The following is a 15,017-nucleotide window of genomic DNA, read 5'->3' on the forward strand; positions in this document are numbered from 1 at the left end:
TTCGACGTTCGGGGCAGCGAGACGGCGGTGACCGGGACCGGCCGTTGAGTGCAGCGAGGTCATGCCCGGCCAACGGTGCGGGACGCGCACCGGTCACTGCCCGGCCGATTCGAGAGCCTGTTCGCCGGGTTCCCGCACGGCGGACACTCTCCGGCATCGGGCACCACGCCGGACGGGCCGTCGTGGTGCGGTGGGCAGCGGTGTGCCGGACGAGCCCGGACGTGTCCGGGCCCTTTCGCGCAGGTACGGAAGGGGCTCAGGCGGCCTCGCGCCGCATCTGCGGCACCCGCAGCGGGCGCGATCCGGGGCCACCGGCGTGCGAGAACGGCTGCATTCTCCAGTCGAGCCCCTGAGGGAGCGTCAACAGCAGCGCCGTCTCCTGCTCCTGGAGGGCGAGCGACGCGTCGGCGGGCCGCGCCTGGGACACCGCTCGGCCGGTACCGGCGCAGACCGTCAGAACGAACGGGTTCCACGGAGTCGGGCACAGCGCGTGCTCCGGAAGTTCCTCCTCGTCCGCCAGGAGCGCGATCGGCTGCGCGCAGTCCGGGCAGATCACCCGGTACATCTCGAACATGTCGTACACGTCGGAAGTGACGTCCTCGTCCGGATCGATGGCCTCCGGTTCGGTACGTCCGGTGAGCTTCAGGCTCTGCATGGGAAATTCCCCCCTCGGATGGGCCGACAAGGCGCCACGGCCTCGACCACAGCAAGCACTTCCCGTGGCGTATCGGCCGTAACCGCGAGGGGGTCGGCTACCGCAGCGTAAACCTGTGGCATTTGTCACATGGCCCCCGCAGGCGTCCTTTCGGAGTGTCCACCGCTGTGCCGGGAGGGACCTGGGGCCATAGGTTGATCCGTATGGAGGAGCTGGACCGACAGATCGTGGATTTGCTCGTCAGGGACGGGCGGATGAGCTACACCGACCTGGGCAAGGCCACGGGCCTGTCCACCTCGGCGGTTCATCAGCGTGTCCGCAGGCTGGAGCAGCGCGGGGTGATCCGGGGCTACGCCGCGGTCGTCGACCCCGAGGCCGTGGGCCTGCCGCTCACCGCGTTCATCTCGGTGAAACCCTTCGATCCGAGCGCGCCGGACGACATCGCGGAGCGGCTCGCGGGCGTCCCGGAACTGGAGGCGTGCCACAGCGTCGCGGGTGACGAGAACTACATCCTCAAGGTGCGTGTCGCGACCCCGCTGGAGCTGGAGCACCTGCTCACCCGGATCCGTTCGCTGGCCGGCGTCTCCACCCGTACCACCGTCGTGCTCTCCACGCCGTACGAGGCCCGGCCCCCGCAGATCTGAGGGGGGGCGTGGCACGCCCGCGCGCGGGCAGGCGCGAAACTGGTCCCATGACCGAGAGCACCGCCCCCCAGAGCGAACACCGCACCGTGCTGCTGCGCGGTGGAGACGTCCACAGCCCCGCCGATCCCTTCGCCACCGCCATGGTCGTCGAGCGCGGCCATGTCGCCTGGGTCGGCTCGGAAGGGGCCGCGGACGCCTTCGCGAGCGGCGTCGACGAAGTGATCGACCTCGAAGGCGCACTGGTCACCCCGGCGTTCACCGACGCCCACGTGCACACCACGTCGACCGGCCTGGCCCTCACCGGCCTCGACCTCTCCGGAACCAGGACCCTCGGCGAGGCGCTCGGGCTGCTGCGCGCCCACGTGGCCGCGCACCCCGCCGACCGGGTCGTCCTCGGCCACGGCTGGGACGCCACCCGCTGGCCGGAGCGGCGCCCCCCGTCCCGTGGTGAACTCGACGAGGCCGCCGGCGGCCGGCCGGTCTACCTGCCCCGCATCGACGTGCACTCCGCGGTCGTCACCACCGCCCTGCTCGATCTGGTCCCCGGCGTCGCCGGGCTGACCGGCTACCACCCGGACGCCCCGCTGACCGGAGCCGCCCACCACGCGGTGCGGGCCGCGGCGCACGGCGCCGTCTCGCCGCGCCAGCGCACCGCCGCCCAGCGCGCGGCCCTGCGCCACGCGGCGTCGCTCGGCATCGGCACCGTCCACGAGTGCGGCGGCCCCGACATCTCCGACGAGGAGGACTTCGTCTCCCTGCTGAAGCTCGCCGCGACGGAGAGCGGGCCGCGGGTCTTCGGCTACTGGGCCGAGGAGGTCGGCGACGAGAAGGACGCCCGCCGCATCCGGGAACTCGGCGCGGTCGGCGCCGCCGGAGATCTCTTCGTGGACGGCTCCCTGGGCTCGCACACCGCCTGCCTGCACGCGCCCTACACCGACGGCCCGTCCGGACACACGGGCTCCGCCCATCTGGACGCGGCGCGGATCGCCGCCCACGTCGCCGCCTGCACCGAGGCCGGGCTGCAGGCCGGGTTCCACGCCATCGGTGACGCCGCCGTCTCCGCCGTGGTGGAGGGCGTCCGCGCAGCCGCCGAGACACTCGGCCCGGCCCGGATCCGAGCCGCCCGGCATCGTGTCGAGCACGCCGAGATGCTCACCCCCGAAACCGTCGCCGCCTTCGCGGAGCTGGGACTGACCGCTTCCGTGCAGCCTGCCTTCGACGCCGCCTGGGGCGGCGAGGAGGGCATGTACGCGCAGCGCCTGGGCGTCGAGCGGGCCAGGACCCTCAACCCCTACGCGGCGCTCCTGCGGGCCGGTGTGCCCCTGGCCTTCGGCTCCGACAGCCCCGTGACCCCGCTGGACCCGTGGGGGACGGTACGGGCCGCCGCCTTCCACCGCACGCCCGAGCACCGGATCTCCGTACGGGCCGGCTTCACCGCCCACACCAGGGGCGGCTGGCGGGCGGTCGGCCGCGACGACGCGGGCACCCTGGTGCCCGGCGCCCCGGCCGACTACGCGATCTGGCGCACCGCCGACCTGGTGGTCCAGGCCCCGGACGACCGGGTCGCCCGCTGGTCGACCGACCCGCGCTCGGGGACGCCCGGCCTGCCGGATCTGACCCCGGGCGCAGAGCTCCCGGTCTGCCTGAGGACCGTGGTCTTCGGACAAACTGTCTACGTACGGCCGAACGAGTGACGTACGGACATTTCGTACCGTCGATCGAAGGTGTCCCCGTTCCGCCGCGACCTGCGGATCTTCGCTACTGACCAGGCAAGTTCCAGGAACATTGCAGGTCAGGGGAGTATTGACAGAACGCGCCCACCGGCCGGTAGGTTCGGCCGAGTCCACCACAGGACGTCCGACCGGTTGAGCTTCCACGCAGTCGTCGAACGCCGCTGGGCCATGGGGTGGTGTGTCACACCGGCGCACCACCACTGGCAGCCAGGTTCAGCGCCCGCGCCTCGGGGGCGAGGGAAGGTTTCAGCCGGACGGTAGGTGCGACCCGGGTGGGGCCCGGACGTTCAGTAGACAACGGCTCTAGGTCGATCCGCAGCCGGCGGATCCCAGGTCGGCCCGAAGGGCGCTGGGCCCCCATCCGTAGTTCCCGTCGGTTCCCGTCAGGGGGTCTGTCCGCACTTCCCTCCTTCTGTCCGCGGCGGTGCCCGTTCCCGTCCGACCGTGTCGGCATCCGGCCCCCGCCCGCTCGATATGGTGTGCACCTGCGTACGGACTTAAGGGGCAGTAAGTGAACGACGGCGGTCAGAGGCGGTACGGCCCGCTCGGCAGGACCTTGGTGATCATTCCGACCTACAACGAGGCCGAGAACATCAAGCCGATCGTCAGCCGGGTGCGCGCCGCTGTCCCGGAAGCCGACATCCTGGTCGCCGACGACAACAGCCCCGACGGCACCGGAAAGGCCGCCGACGAGATCGCCTCGGCCGACGACCAGGTCCACGTGCTGCACCGCAAGGGCAAGGAAGGGCTGGGCGCGGCCTACCTCGCGGGCTTCCGCTGGGGGATCGAACGCGACTACGGCGTGCTCGTGGAGATGGACGCCGACGGTTCCCACCAGCCCGAGGAACTGCCCCGGCTGCTCACCGCGCTCAAGGGCGCCGATCTGGTGCTCGGCTCCCGCTGGGTGCCCGGCGGGCGTGTGGTCAACTGGCCCAAGTCGCGGGAAATGATCTCCCGTGGCGGCAGCACGTACTCCCGGCTCCTCCTCGGGCTGCGGACCAGGGACGTGACGGGCGGCTACCGGGCCTTCCGTACCGAGACCCTGGAGGGCATCGGCCTCGACCGCGTCGCTTCGCAGGGCTACTGCTTCCAGGTCGACCTCGCCCGTCGCGCCGTCGAAGCCGGCTATCACGTCGTCGAGGTCCCGATCACCTTCGTGGACCGCGAGATCGGCGACTCGAAGATGAGCCGCGACATCCTGGTCGAGGCGCTCTGGCGGGTCACCTCCTGGGGTGTCGCCACCCGTACGAACCGGGTCCTCGGCCGCAAGACGATCTGAGGAGCCGCCGAGGGGCGGCGGGCACCCGGCCGCCGCACATGATCACCCCCATACGCCGATCAGACGCCCGTACCGGCACACTGGGACCATGACGACCGGCACACCGCCCCCGACCGCCCCGAGGCGCTCACGCGCCCGTACCTTCGTCCCCCTCGCCGTCGCCGCCTGGGCGGTGCTGGAGATCTGGCTGCTCACCGTCGTGGCCGGCGCGGCGGGTGGGTTCACCGTGCTGCTGCTTCTCGTGGCGGGCATCGTGCTCGGCGCCGCGGTCATGAAGCGGGCGGGCCGCCGGGCCTTCCGCAATCTCACCGAGACGCTCCAGCAGGCCCCGGGCGGGCCCGGTGCCGCCGCCGCTCCGAAGCCCGCTTCCTCGGGCGGCCAGGGCAACGGCTTCCTGATGCTGGCCGGACTCCTGCTGATGATCCCGGGAGTCATTTCGGACGTGGCGGGTCTGCTGCTGCTCGTGCCACCGGTCCGATCGGCGCTCGGCCGGTACGCGGAGCGGTCGCTGGAGCGCCGGATACGGACTGCGACCCCCGGTGGCCTCTCCGACGCTTTTCAGCAAGCCCGTATGCACCGGCCGGACGGAAAGGTCGTGCAGGGTGAGGTCATCCGCCAGGACGGCGCACAGCCGGACTCCCGGCGCGAAGAGGGCCCCCGGCCGCCGCTGACTCCCTGACGCCGACCGCCGCGATTCCCGGATGCCGGACCGCGGCGGCTCCCCGGGGCAGGCCCGGCCAGCGGTGGCTCCCCGAGGCCGGCCAGTGGTGGCTCCCCGAGGCCGGCCAGTGGTGGCTCCCCGAGGCCGGCCAGTGGTGGCTTCCTGAGCCGGGCAGCGGTGGCTCCCCGAGCCGGGCAGCGGTGGCTCCCTGAGCCGGGCAGCGGTGGCTTCCTGACGCCGGGCCGCCACGAGTTCCGGCTAACCGGGGCGCGACGCGACAGAGCCGCGGGCTGTGACACACACGCGATGTGTCACAGCCCGCGGCTCTCTCGTACTGCGTACCGTGGTGGCCTGCGGTCAGGCGGACTTCCGGCTGTCCCGCGGATGCACGGCGATGTTCATGGCTCCGGAGCGCAGGACCGCCAGTCTCTCGGCCAGCACCTCCTCCAGCTCCTCGCGTGTGCGCCGCTCCATGAGCATGTCCCAGTGCGTACGCGCAGGCTTGCCCTTCTTCTCCTCGGGGCCATCCCCGTCCACCAGGAGTGCCATGGCGCCGCACGCCTTGCACTCCCACTCCGGCGGAATTTCCGCCTCTACCGAGAACGGCATCTCGAATCGATGTCCGTTCTGGCATGCGTACTCCACCGCCTGGCGCGGGGCCAGATCGATGCCACGGTCCGTCTCGTAGCTGGTAACCACGAGCCGCGTGCCGCGGAGAGCTCGCTCACTCATGAATGGTGCCTCCCGGGCTTGTCGCCCACAGGACAGGTGTCGCTGTCGTCGTCATCCGGTCAACGTCCGGTCGGTGGTAAAGATTCCCGTTGCCGGTCATGCGTCGCCCGTCGTGCCGCTGCTTCTTCAGGGTTGGGTTACCCGCCAATGCCCGGTTTGTCACATCTGGCGGAAGTTGTCACCCAGCGGTCATTCTTCTTCCACTCGCAGTAACGGTCCTCCGGGCAGGCCAAAGGCGTACACTACCGGCCTTTCACTTCAACGTCTAAATCCGCTCCGGTACGGGATTCCCCGCAGCCGCCACGGCCTGTCGGATCGGCACCCTCGCGAGCAGCACGGAACCGACCACGAAGAAGATCACCAACGAGATGATCGCATCCCGGTAGCTCCCGGTCAGCTGATACGCGATGCCGAACACCAGGGGCCCCAGCCAGCTCAGTCCGCGGTCGCTCATCTCGTACGCGGAGAAGTACTCGGCCTCCTTGCCGTGCGGCACCAGATGCGAGAACAGCGAACGCGACAGCGCCTGGCTGCCGCCGAGGACCAGACCGATCGCCGAGGCCAGCAGGTAGAAGAAGATCGGCGTGCCGGCGGGCAGGAAGTATCCGGCGACGAGAATCAGTGTCCACACGACCAATGAGCCGAGGATCGTGCGCTTCGCGCCGTGCACCCGCGCCAGCCGGCCCATCCCCAGCGCTCCGGCCACCGCGAGCACCTGGACCAGCAGCACGGCCGTGATCAGCGTCGTCTGGTCGAGGCCCAGTTCCTCCGAGCCGTATATCGAGGCCTGAGAGATCACCGTCTGCACGCCGTCGTTGTAGACGAGGTATGCCAGCAGGAACGAGAGCGTCAGCGGATGGCGGCGCATGTCACGCAGGGTGGCCATCAACTGACGCCACCCCGAACCGACCGCGCCCTCGCCGCCCGCCGTCGTCCGCCGGTCGCGCAGCCGGCGCAGAGGTACAAGGGTGAAGGCACCCCACCAGACGCCGGCCGAGGCGAGACAGACTCGCACGGCGTCGGACTCGGAGAGCCCGAAGGAGTCGTGGCCCGTGTACAGGACCAGGTTCAGGATGAGGACGAAAGCGCCCGACGTGTACCCGAACGCCCAGCCGCGCGAGGAGACCGCGTCCCGCTCGTCCGGTCCGGCGATCTGCGGCAGGTAGGCGTTGTAGACCACCATCGACACCGAGATCGAGGCATTTGCCACGATCAGCAGGAACGCGCCCAGCAGATAGCGCTGACCGTCCAGGAAGAACATGCCGGTGGTGGCGGCGGCACCCACATAGGCCGCGGCCGCGAGCAGCGGCTTCTTCCGCCCCGTACGGTCCGCGGCGGCGCCCACGATCGGCATCACGATCACCGCGACCACCACGGACACGGAGACCGCGTAGGCGAAGAGCGATCCCGCGCGCACCGGTATGCCGAGCGGGTGCACGAAGCCGTCGGCGTCGGCGGCCGCCTTCGCCACCGATGTCAGATAGGGCCCGAGGAACACCGTCAGAACGCTCGTCGAATAGACGGAGCACGCGAAGTCGTAGAAATACCAGCCGCGTTGTTCGCGTCTGCGGCTCGCGGCCTCGGCGGAACCCGTCGTGAGTCCCGTCGGCTCAGCGGTGTCCGCGGTCTCGGCGCTCAACCCGCACCCCCCTTGTCTTTCCCCGTGAAGACCTGGCACGGACCGGCGTCAGGCCCAGGCCCCCCGCTCGCTCAGCACCGTGCGCAGCGTCTCGATGTGATCGGTCATGATGCCATCCACACCGAGATCGAGGAGCGCCGCCATCCGCTCGGGTTCGTTCACCGTCCAGACGTGCACCTGGAGTCCGCGTGCGTGCGCCTCGCGCACGAAGCGACGGTCGACGACCCGGACCCCGTTCTGCCTTTCCGGAACCTGCGCGCAGACCGCACCGGCCCGCAGCGCCGCCGGAACGCCGTATGAGCGCAGCCGCAGGCCCAGCACGCCGCGGACGCCGTAGGACGTGGCGAGCCGCGGCCCCGCGAGACGGTGCGCCCTGGCGACCCGGGCCTCCGAGAACGAGCCGACGCACACCCGGTCCCAGGCCTCCGTCCGGCGGATCAGGTCGACCAGCGGGACCAGGGCGGACTCGGCCTTGAGGTCGACGTTCCAGCGGGCTTCGGGGAACGTCTCCAGCAGCTCCTCGAACAGCGGCAGCGGCTCCCGGCCCGCCACCCTGGCCTGCCGCACCGCGCTCCACGGCAGCTCGGCTATCCGGCCGCGGGCGTCCGTCACCCGGTCCAGGGTGCTGTCGTGGAAGGCCACCAGGCGGCCGTCCGCCGTCGTGTGCACATCGGTCTCGAAGTAGCGGTACCCGGCATCGGCGGCCCGGCGGAACGCGGCCGCGGTGTTCTCGATCCCGTCCGCGGCACCGCCTCGATGGGCGAAGGGGATCGTCGCGGGATGGTCCAGATAGGGGTGGTGTACGGAGGTCACCGCGGCAGTATGGCCTGCTCCGGTGTCCGGGCGGTGACCGCGGTCCCTCCGCCGTCCGACGCATGTGCGACGCCGCCCTCGCCTTCGGGTGCGACGCCGCCCTCGCCTTCGGGTGCGGTGGCGGTCCGGACGCGCGCGGTGGCCTGGATGTCGGGTGCCGGGGTGGTTCGGCCGCCGGGTGCGCCGCCCCCTTCGTCGTCGGGTGCGGTGCCGGCCCGCGCCGCCCGCCTTCCGTCGACCGCGAAGAGGCGCAGGAAGATCTGGGCGAGCGGGCCGATGGCCAGGGCGTAGAGCACCGTCCCCGCGCCGAGCGAGCCCCCGAGCGCGAAGCCGGTCACCACGACCGCTGCCTCGATGAGGGTGCGGACGAGCCGGATGGAACGGCCGGTACGCCGGTGCAGACCGGTCATGAGCCCGTCGCGCGGCCCGGGGCCGAACCGCGCCGCGATGTACAGCCCCGTCGCCGCCCCGTTGACCACGACACCGGCGACCATCACGGCGATCCGCGCGGTGAGGCCGTGCACCTCGGGCACCAGCGCCAGCGTGCCGTCCATCGCCAGGCCGACCGCCAGGACGTTGGAGACGGTGCCGAGGCCGGGACGCTGCCTGATCGGTATCCACAGCAGCAGGACGGCGGCGCCGACGATGATCGAGACGACACCGATGGACAGCCCCGTGCGCCCGGCGAGTCCCTGATGCAGAACCCCCCAGGGTTCGAGGCCGAGACCGGCGCGGACCAGGAGCGCAGAACTCGCTCCGTACAGCGCGAGGCCGGCATACAGCTGAATCAGCCTTCGGGTCAGGTGCGCCCCGCGAGGGACGGGGGTGATGGACAAGAGAGTGCCCCCTGGAGTGGTGGTAGTGGACTGCCGCATGTCACTCTGTGGCAGGGGATTGGCTGTCGAATATGGCCAATCCGAGGAAGGTGGACTGATTTTTATGGCGCAGTGGACTTCGGCGGTCGGTGCGGCACAGCTCGCCCGGCAGCTCCATGCCCAGCAGCCCCGCCCCGTCGGGCCGGGTGCCCGTAGGCCGCCCGCCTATCGCGCCCTGGCCGACGGGGTGCGCCTGCTCGTCCTGGAGGGCCGGGTGCCGGTTGCCGCCCGGCTGCCCGCCGAGCGCGAACTGGCGCTCGCCCTGTCCGTCAGCCGCACCACGGTCGCCGCGGCGTACGAGGCACTGCGGACCGAGGGGTTCCTGGAGTCCCGCAGGGGAGCCGGCAGCTGGACCGCCGTGCCCGCGGGCAATCCGCTGCCCGCTCGCGGTCTGGAACCGCTGCCCCCGGAGTCGCTCGGTTCGATGATCGACCTGGGCTGCGCCTCGCTGCCCGCTCCCGAGCCGTGGCTGACCCGGGCCGTCCAGGGCGCCCTGGAGGAGCTGGCACCGTACGCCCACACCCACGGCGACTACCCGGCCGGGCTGCCGGCACTGCGGCAGATGATCGCCGACCGCTACACCGAGCGCTCCATCCCGACCATGCCCGAACAGATCATGGTCACCACCGGGGCGATGGGCGCGATCGACGCGATCTGCCACCTTTTCGCCGGCCGCGGCGAACGGATCGCGGTGGAGTCCCCGAGCTACGCCAACATCCTCCAGCTGATGCGGGAGGCGGGCGCACGGCTGGTGCCGGTGGCGATGGAGGAGGGGCTCGGCGGCTGGGACCTGAACCGGTGGCGGCAGGTGCTGCGCGACGCGGCCCCGCGGCTCGCGTACGTCGTCGCCGACTTCCACAACCCCACCGGTGCGCTGGCTGACGAGGACCGGCGGCGCGACCTGGTGGAAGCGGCCCGTTCCGCCGGTACGGTCCTGGTCGTCGACGAGACCATGAGCGAGCTGTGCCTCGACGCCGGCGTGCCGATGCCGCGCCGGGTCTGCGCCTTCGACCCGGCGGGTTCCACCGTGCTCACCGTCGGATCGGCGAGCAAGGCATTCTGGGCCGGCATGCGGATCGGCTGGGTGCGCGCCGCCCCGGACGTGATCCGCAGTCTGGTGGCCGCCCGCGCCTACGCCGACATGGGGACGCCCGTGCTGGAGCAGCTCGCCGTCAACTGGCTGATGCGTACCGGAGGCTGGGAGGAGGCCGTGCGGGTCCGCCGCGCACAGGCGCGGGAGAACCGGGACTCGCTCGTCGCAGCGGTCCGCCGGGAGCTGCCGGACTGGGAGTTCTCGGTCCCGCACGGGGGACTGACGCTCTGGGTGCGTACGGGCGGCCTCTCCGGCTCCCGGCTCGCCGTGGCGGGGGAGCGGGTCGGTGTCCGGGTGCCCTCCGGCCCCCGGTTCGGTGTCGACGGCGCCTTCGAGGGGTACGTACGGCTGCCGTTCACGGTCGGCGGGCCGGTCGCCGACGAGGCGGCGGTACGGCTCTCGGCGGCGGCGCGGCTGGTCGGCTCGGGGGCGGCCGCGGGCGTGGAGGCGCCGAGGACGTTCGTCGCCTGACCGACGCGACGGCACGGGGGTGACGTGTCAGCCGACGCGTCACCCCCGCGCCGTCATGTAAGCCGACGTGTCACCCCCGCGCCGTCATGTAAGCCGACGTGTCACCCCCGCGCCGTCATGTAAGCCGACGTGTCACCCCCCGCTGTCATGTCGGTCGACGCGTCACCCCCGTGCCGTCGCGTTCAGTCGCCGACCGCCATGCTCTCGACGGCCGTGGCCGCCGTCACGGTGCGCGGCATCGCCGGGTCCGGGACGCTCGCCTCGGCCGCCGCGGCCCGCCCGTCGTCCGGCGCCTGCCTCCCGGGGAGCAGACCGAGGACCGCCTGCCGCTGCGCCTCGCCGGTCGCCTCGTCGTGCGGATCGGGTGTGGCCGGGACCTGGAGCCGCAGCACGGGACCGGTGCCGAGCCGCGCGTACCCCCGGCCCGGCGGGACGTCCGGGGGCGGCGTCGTGTGCGGGTGCGTGCCGAGCACCGACTCGATCTGCTCGCGGGAGCAGTGGCCGAGTACGACCCGGGCCCTGGTGTGGGTCCGTACGGTCTCGCCGAGGGTGTCGAGACTGTCGAACTGCTCGGCCATGACCACGGTGACGTTGGCCGCCCTGCCGTGCCGCAGCGGCACCTGGAGGAGTTCCTGGGGATCCGGCCTGTCGTCGACGGCCGCCAGATGGCCGAGGACGCTGGGCCGGTCCAGCAGGATCCAGAGAGGGCGCCTGGTGTCGTCGGGTGCGGAGTGGCCGGACTGCCGGGCCCGGTTCGCCGCGATCAGCCGCCGCTCCGTCTCGTGGGCCGCCCACTCCAGGGTCGCCAGCGCGCCGGCCAGACCGCACTCCACGGCCAGGACGCCGTTGCGCCCGGTCAGGCACGCGTACTCGCCGGTTCCGCTCCCTTCGACGATCAGGACGTCGCCGTGCTGGAGGGCCTGCAGGGCGATGGAGCGCATCAGTGTGGTGGTGCCGCTGTCCGGCTGTCCGACGGCCAGCAGGTGCGGCTCGGTGGAGCGGGCGCCGGTCCGCCAGACGACGGGAGGCGCGTCGCGGGTGGCGTCGCCGTCGGTCACGGGGACGGTGCGCTGCACCGCGTCGCCGTCGGTGAACCCCAGCACGGTCTCGCCGGGGGCGGTGACGAAGCGCTGGGCCCCGATCGACGTGGGCAGGGCGTCCAGCACGTTCATGACGAGTTGGTTGCCCTCCTCGTCCCAGGCGAAGTGGTACTCGCGGCCGCGGCCGGACTTGGTGTGCAGCAGCTGCTCGATCCGGATGCGGGAGGCGGCCTCGCTGTCGGTGAAGTAGGCGGGGTACGTCACGCGCAGACGGGTCAGGCGCCCGTCGCCGTCGAACTCGTAATCGCTGAAGACCTTGTCCCAGTCACCGCCGTGGGCGAACAGCGGGCTGGGATCGTCGGACACGGAGAAGTACGGCACGAGCGCTTCGTACAGCGACCGCAGCCGCCCGGTCTCCGCGTCGTCGGGGCCGGTCTTCACGGGGGTCCGCTCCCGCCCCTTCCACGCGGCCGCGCCCATCAACGCGACCAGGGCGAGCACGGACCCGTACGGGAGGAGCGCGACCCCGAGTACGCAGGCCGCGACGGAGAACAGCGTCGGTCCACGCTTGTCCTTGGGCGTCGCGGCCCACCTCTGCCGTCCGGCTCCGGCCAGCAGCCGCAGTCCACGGGCGACCACCATCAGCGGATGGAGGACGTCGGTGGCGTTGTCCGCGGCCGTGCGCGCGAACTCGCGACTGCGGGTGATCGAGGCGCTGCCGGTGCTCAGAATGCGGGGGAGTGGTCGCCGGGCCACGTCGGTCTCCTGAAAGGGGTGGGAGTGGTCGCGGAGGGTCAGAACTTGATCCCGCCCAGGAGGCCGGCGAGACTCGCGCCGCCCGCGGTGATGCTCGGTGCGATGGCGGTGCCCGCCAGGTAGAAGCCGAACAGGGCGGTGACGACGGCGTGCGATGCCTTGAGGCCGTCCTTCCTGAAGAACAGGAAGACGATGATGCCGAGAATGACAACGCCTGACATGGACAGGATCATGAGGTTCTCCTGGTAGAGGGGACAGTCACCATGAGTCCTTCCAGCTTCACCGCAAGTATCTATATGATAAAAGTCGCATTAGAGTGAAAAGTCTGTATTTTCACTCGATTGGCGGGCATGGGGGTTTCGGAGAGCCGAAAACCCACCGGCGTGCCGTCCTCGGCTCACCGGACGTGATCCTCCGCCGTCGGCGGGCCGGACCGCGCGCGCCGTCGAGCAGTACCCTGTCGATTCATTCGTGCGGCCCCGACGGCGTACGGCCCAGGACGTCGACACCGAAGCACGTCGACACCGAAGGACGTCCACACTGATGAAACCGGTCGAAGGAAGGCGGTCCGTCCGATGAGCGAAGCCCCCGATCCCGAGGTGGTCGAGCTGGCGACGAAGGTCTTCGACCTGGCCCGCCGAGGTGAGACCGAGGCACTCGCCGCCTACGTCGACGCCGGTGTCCCCGCCAACCTCACCAACGACCGGGGCGATTCGCTGCTGATGCTCGCCGCGTACCACGGCCACGCCGCTGCGGTGACCGCCCTCGTCGGGCGGGGCGCCGATCCCGACCGCGCCAACGACCGGGGGCAGACGCCGCTCGCCGGAGCCGTCTTCAAGGGCGAGGACGCGGTGATCGAAGCGCTGCTCGCCGCAGGGGCGGACCCGACGGCCGGAACGCCCTCCGCACAGGACACGGCACGCATGTTCGGCAAGGCCGACCTGCTGGAACTCTTCGGCGCCCGCTGACCGGGTACGCCAGAAATGTGGTCGCGGTGGCGAAATGGCTGGGTCATCATGACGTCGCGGGCCCGGTCCGGGCCACCGACGAGAGGCAGAGGAAGATGGTCTACACCAAGCAGAAGACGGCGGTCGGCCGATCATGTTGCTGCGCGGCGTAGTGCCCCACGCGGCACTTGGAACTGCACAGTCCCGGTTGCGTCGACAGCTTGATGTGAGGCTTTTTCCATGTTTGATCCGTTCATAGCGCCGAGCGGCACCCTGCTCGGTCTGCTGCAGAGGGGCCGTGGCGACGGCACGCTCCACGCGCTCGCCGCGCCGCGCCCCGAGGCCCTGGCGGCTCTCAACCACTGCGTCCTGAGCGATCCGCGTCACGACTGGCAGGTGGAGAACCGCTCGCTCTACTACGCACGCCTGTACCTCGACCTCGACGGCGGTGTCGAAGAGATCGAGCGCCACCTGTGTGATCCCGACGACCACCTGGACACCGACGACGCACGCACCGGGCTGGCCCTCGCCGTGCTCGGCCACCTCGCCTCGTACGGACGGGACGACGCCCTGGCCCTGCTGCGGCAGTACGCCGCGACCGGCGCCAACTGGGCCTGGGCCCTCGACGAACTCGCCCTGCGCGACGACGACGCGGGACTCCGCGCCCTCGCCGTACCCGTGCTCGGCCGGTTCCCGGCCACCCCGGAGGGCGCGACCGAGCTGGCCGCCGCCGTACGGGACGCCTACGAACCCCGCCCCTGGCGGCTCTGGGCGGACGACCCGCGCGAAGAGGTCGGAGCCCGGATCAGGGCCGCCTCGGAACAGGGCTCCTTCGACCGCTGGCAGCGGCAGATGCGGCCCGGCGGCCCCCGACCGGGCTGGAGCGTCCAGGCCGTCTTCGACTGGGCCCAACAGGCATTCGAACGCGGCAGCGCCCTCCATGTCCCGGCTGCCCGCTGCCTCGGCGCCGTCGCCGGCCCCGAGGACCGGCCCACGATCATCGGGGCCGCCCGCGGCGGCCCCGAGGGCGCACGCTGCGCCGCCCTGCACCACCTGGCCGAGGCCGGGGATCCGGCCGTGCTCGACCTGATCGAGAGCGCCGTGGCCGGCACCTCGCGCGCCGTCGCCGACGCGGCCGTCGCCGCCTTCGAGCGTATGTGCGGCGACGCGGCGGTGGAGCGGGCCAGGCGATGGGCCAGGCGGCCCGACGCGCTCGGCGCCTCCGCGGCCGGTGTGCTCGCCTGCCGGGGCGGCGCCCAGGACGCCCCACTGGTCCTCGGCGCGCTCCGCGAGGCCGTCCGGGGCGAAGGCCCGGACGCACCACTCCTGTGGACCCTCGTCGACGGCACGGGCCGGCTGGGCATCGCCTGCGCGGCCCCTGTACTGCGCCATGTCTACCGGGAGACGTCGTCCTCGCACCTGCGCGGCCGAGCGGCCCGCGCACTGGCCGCGACCGACGCCTCCTTCGCCACCGGCTTCGCCGTCGAATGCCTGTGGGACTGCGAGGAGACCACCCGTGAGGTCGCCGCACTCCACGCGGAGACCGGTGACATCAGGGTCGCGGAGCGACTGCGCCGGCTCGCCGCGGATCCGGCCGAGGAGGCCGAGGTGCAGACAGCGGTACGCAGCAGGATCGGGCCCGACACCTCCGCGATCTGACCGGAGTGCGCCCAGTGGCG

General features: G+C 71.8%; 13 protein-coding genes and 1 pseudogene. 7 read left to right on the forward strand and 7 right to left on the reverse strand.

Annotated elements, in window-relative coordinates:
- Positions 1–256: 256 nt before the first annotated feature.
- Positions 257–655 (reverse strand): hypothetical protein, encoded by a 399-nt coding sequence (locus ACFVUT_RS05570; RefSeq protein ID WP_389647611.1) that lies wholly within the window; start codon positions 653–655, stop codon positions 257–259.
- 203 nt (positions 656–858) lie between these two features.
- Between ACFVUT_RS05570 and ACFVUT_RS05575 the strand changes: the two genes are divergently transcribed.
- The 4 genes from ACFVUT_RS05575 to fxsA all read left to right on the forward strand — a co-directional run bounded on the left by ACFVUT_RS05575 (position 859) and on the right by fxsA (position 4,990).
- Complete coding sequence (locus ACFVUT_RS05575) at positions 859–1,299, forward strand: Lrp/AsnC family transcriptional regulator (RefSeq protein WP_389647614.1); 441 nt, start codon at positions 859–861, stop codon at positions 1,297–1,299.
- A 47-nt stretch (positions 1,300–1,346) separates the two neighbouring features.
- Positions 1,347–2,993 carry an amidohydrolase gene (locus tag ACFVUT_RS05580; protein WP_389647617.1) on the forward strand — a complete coding sequence of 549 codons (1,647 nt, stop codon included), beginning with the start codon at positions 1,347–1,349 and terminating at the stop codon, positions 2,991–2,993.
- A gap of 550 nt (positions 2,994–3,543) precedes the next feature.
- Positions 3,544–4,311 carry a polyprenol monophosphomannose synthase gene (locus ACFVUT_RS05585; RefSeq protein WP_389647620.1) on the forward strand — a complete coding sequence of 256 codons (768 nt, stop codon included), beginning with the start codon at positions 3,544–3,546 and terminating at the stop codon, positions 4,309–4,311.
- Between the two features lie 88 nt (positions 4,312–4,399).
- Complete coding sequence (fxsA, locus tag ACFVUT_RS05590; protein ID WP_389647623.1) at positions 4,400–4,990, forward strand: FxsA family membrane protein; 591 nt, start codon at positions 4,400–4,402, stop codon at positions 4,988–4,990.
- A gap of 339 nt (positions 4,991–5,329) precedes the next feature.
- Here fxsA and ACFVUT_RS05595 read toward each other — a convergent pair whose 3' ends face one another.
- From ACFVUT_RS05595 to ACFVUT_RS05610, 4 genes and pseudogenes are all read right to left on the reverse strand, one after another.
- Positions 5,330–5,704, reverse strand: coding sequence for an RNA polymerase-binding protein RbpA (locus ACFVUT_RS05595; RefSeq protein WP_007262928.1), 375 nt, complete (start codon positions 5,702–5,704; stop codon positions 5,330–5,332).
- 265 nt (positions 5,705–5,969) lie between these two features.
- The gene (locus tag ACFVUT_RS05600; RefSeq protein ID WP_389647626.1) at positions 5,970–7,343 is read right to left on the reverse strand and encodes an MFS transporter; all 1,374 of its coding nucleotides are present in this window, start codon (positions 7,341–7,343) and stop codon (positions 5,970–5,972) included.
- 48 nt (positions 7,344–7,391) lie between these two features.
- A complete protein-coding gene (locus tag ACFVUT_RS05605; protein WP_389647630.1) occupies positions 7,392–8,156 on the reverse strand; it encodes a glycerophosphodiester phosphodiesterase in 765 nt (254 codons plus the stop codon).
- Positions 8,157–8,359: 203 nt separating this feature from the next.
- Positions 8,360–8,992: pseudogene (locus ACFVUT_RS05610) on the reverse strand (YitT family protein); the annotation flags it as partial.
- 103 nt (positions 8,993–9,095) lie between these two features.
- Between ACFVUT_RS05610 and ACFVUT_RS05615 the strand changes: the two are divergent.
- Positions 9,096–10,595 carry a PLP-dependent aminotransferase family protein gene (locus tag ACFVUT_RS05615; RefSeq protein WP_389647633.1) on the forward strand — a complete coding sequence of 500 codons (1,500 nt, stop codon included), beginning with the start codon at positions 9,096–9,098 and terminating at the stop codon, positions 10,593–10,595.
- Between the two features lie 182 nt (positions 10,596–10,777).
- Here the strand turns inward: ACFVUT_RS05615 and ACFVUT_RS05620 are convergent, their stop codons facing one another.
- Both ACFVUT_RS05620 and ACFVUT_RS05625 read right to left on the reverse strand, forming a co-directional pair.
- Entirely contained in the window at positions 10,778–12,391 is a 1,614-nt protein-coding gene (locus ACFVUT_RS05620) for a hypothetical protein (protein WP_389647636.1), read from the reverse strand.
- Positions 12,392–12,429: 38 nt separating this feature from the next.
- Complete coding sequence (locus tag ACFVUT_RS05625; protein ID WP_389647639.1) at positions 12,430–12,624, reverse strand: hypothetical protein; 195 nt, start codon at positions 12,622–12,624, stop codon at positions 12,430–12,432.
- Between the two features lie 342 nt (positions 12,625–12,966).
- Between ACFVUT_RS05625 and ACFVUT_RS05630 the strand changes: the two genes are divergently transcribed.
- Together ACFVUT_RS05630 and ACFVUT_RS05635 are read left to right on the forward strand one after the other, a co-directional pair.
- A complete protein-coding gene (locus ACFVUT_RS05630) occupies positions 12,967–13,359 on the forward strand; it encodes an ankyrin repeat domain-containing protein (RefSeq protein ID WP_389647642.1) in 393 nt (130 codons plus the stop codon).
- 219 nt (positions 13,360–13,578) lie between these two features.
- Positions 13,579–14,997, forward strand: coding sequence for a HEAT repeat domain-containing protein (locus ACFVUT_RS05635; protein ID WP_389647645.1), 1,419 nt, complete (start codon positions 13,579–13,581; stop codon positions 14,995–14,997).
- Positions 14,998–15,017: the final 20 nt, after the last annotated feature.

The organism is Streptomyces sp. NPDC058051, from assembly GCF_042885475.1.
GTDB lineage: Bacteria > Actinomycetota > Actinomycetes > Streptomycetales > Streptomycetaceae > Streptomyces.

Bases quoted from the DNA above. Each gene is read 5' to 3' on its own strand.
- ACFVUT_RS05570 (WP_389647611.1), bottom strand. From the start codon at position 655: ATGCAGAGCCTGAAGCTCACCGGACGTACCGAACCGGAGGCCATCGAT.
- ACFVUT_RS05575 (WP_389647614.1), top strand. From the start codon at position 859: ATGGAGGAGCTGGACCGACAGATCGTGGATTTGCTCGTCAGGGACGGG.
- ACFVUT_RS05580 (WP_389647617.1), top strand. From the start codon at position 1,347: ATGACCGAGAGCACCGCCCCCCAGAGCGAACACCGCACCGTGCTGCTG.
- fxsA (WP_389647623.1), top strand. From the start codon at position 4,400: ATGACGACCGGCACACCGCCCCCGACCGCCCCGAGGCGCTCACGCGCC.
- ACFVUT_RS05595 (WP_007262928.1), bottom strand. From the start codon at position 5,704: ATGAGTGAGCGAGCTCTCCGCGGCACGCGGCTCGTGGTTACCAGCTAC.
- ACFVUT_RS05615 (WP_389647633.1), top strand. From the start codon at position 9,096: ATGGCGCAGTGGACTTCGGCGGTCGGTGCGGCACAGCTCGCCCGGCAG.
- ACFVUT_RS05625 (WP_389647639.1), bottom strand. From the start codon at position 12,624: ATGATCCTGTCCATGTCAGGCGTTGTCATTCTCGGCATCATCGTCTTC.
- ACFVUT_RS05630 (WP_389647642.1), top strand. From the start codon at position 12,967: ATGAGCGAAGCCCCCGATCCCGAGGTGGTCGAGCTGGCGACGAAGGTC.
- ACFVUT_RS05635 (WP_389647645.1), top strand. From the start codon at position 13,579: ATGTTTGATCCGTTCATAGCGCCGAGCGGCACCCTGCTCGGTCTGCTG.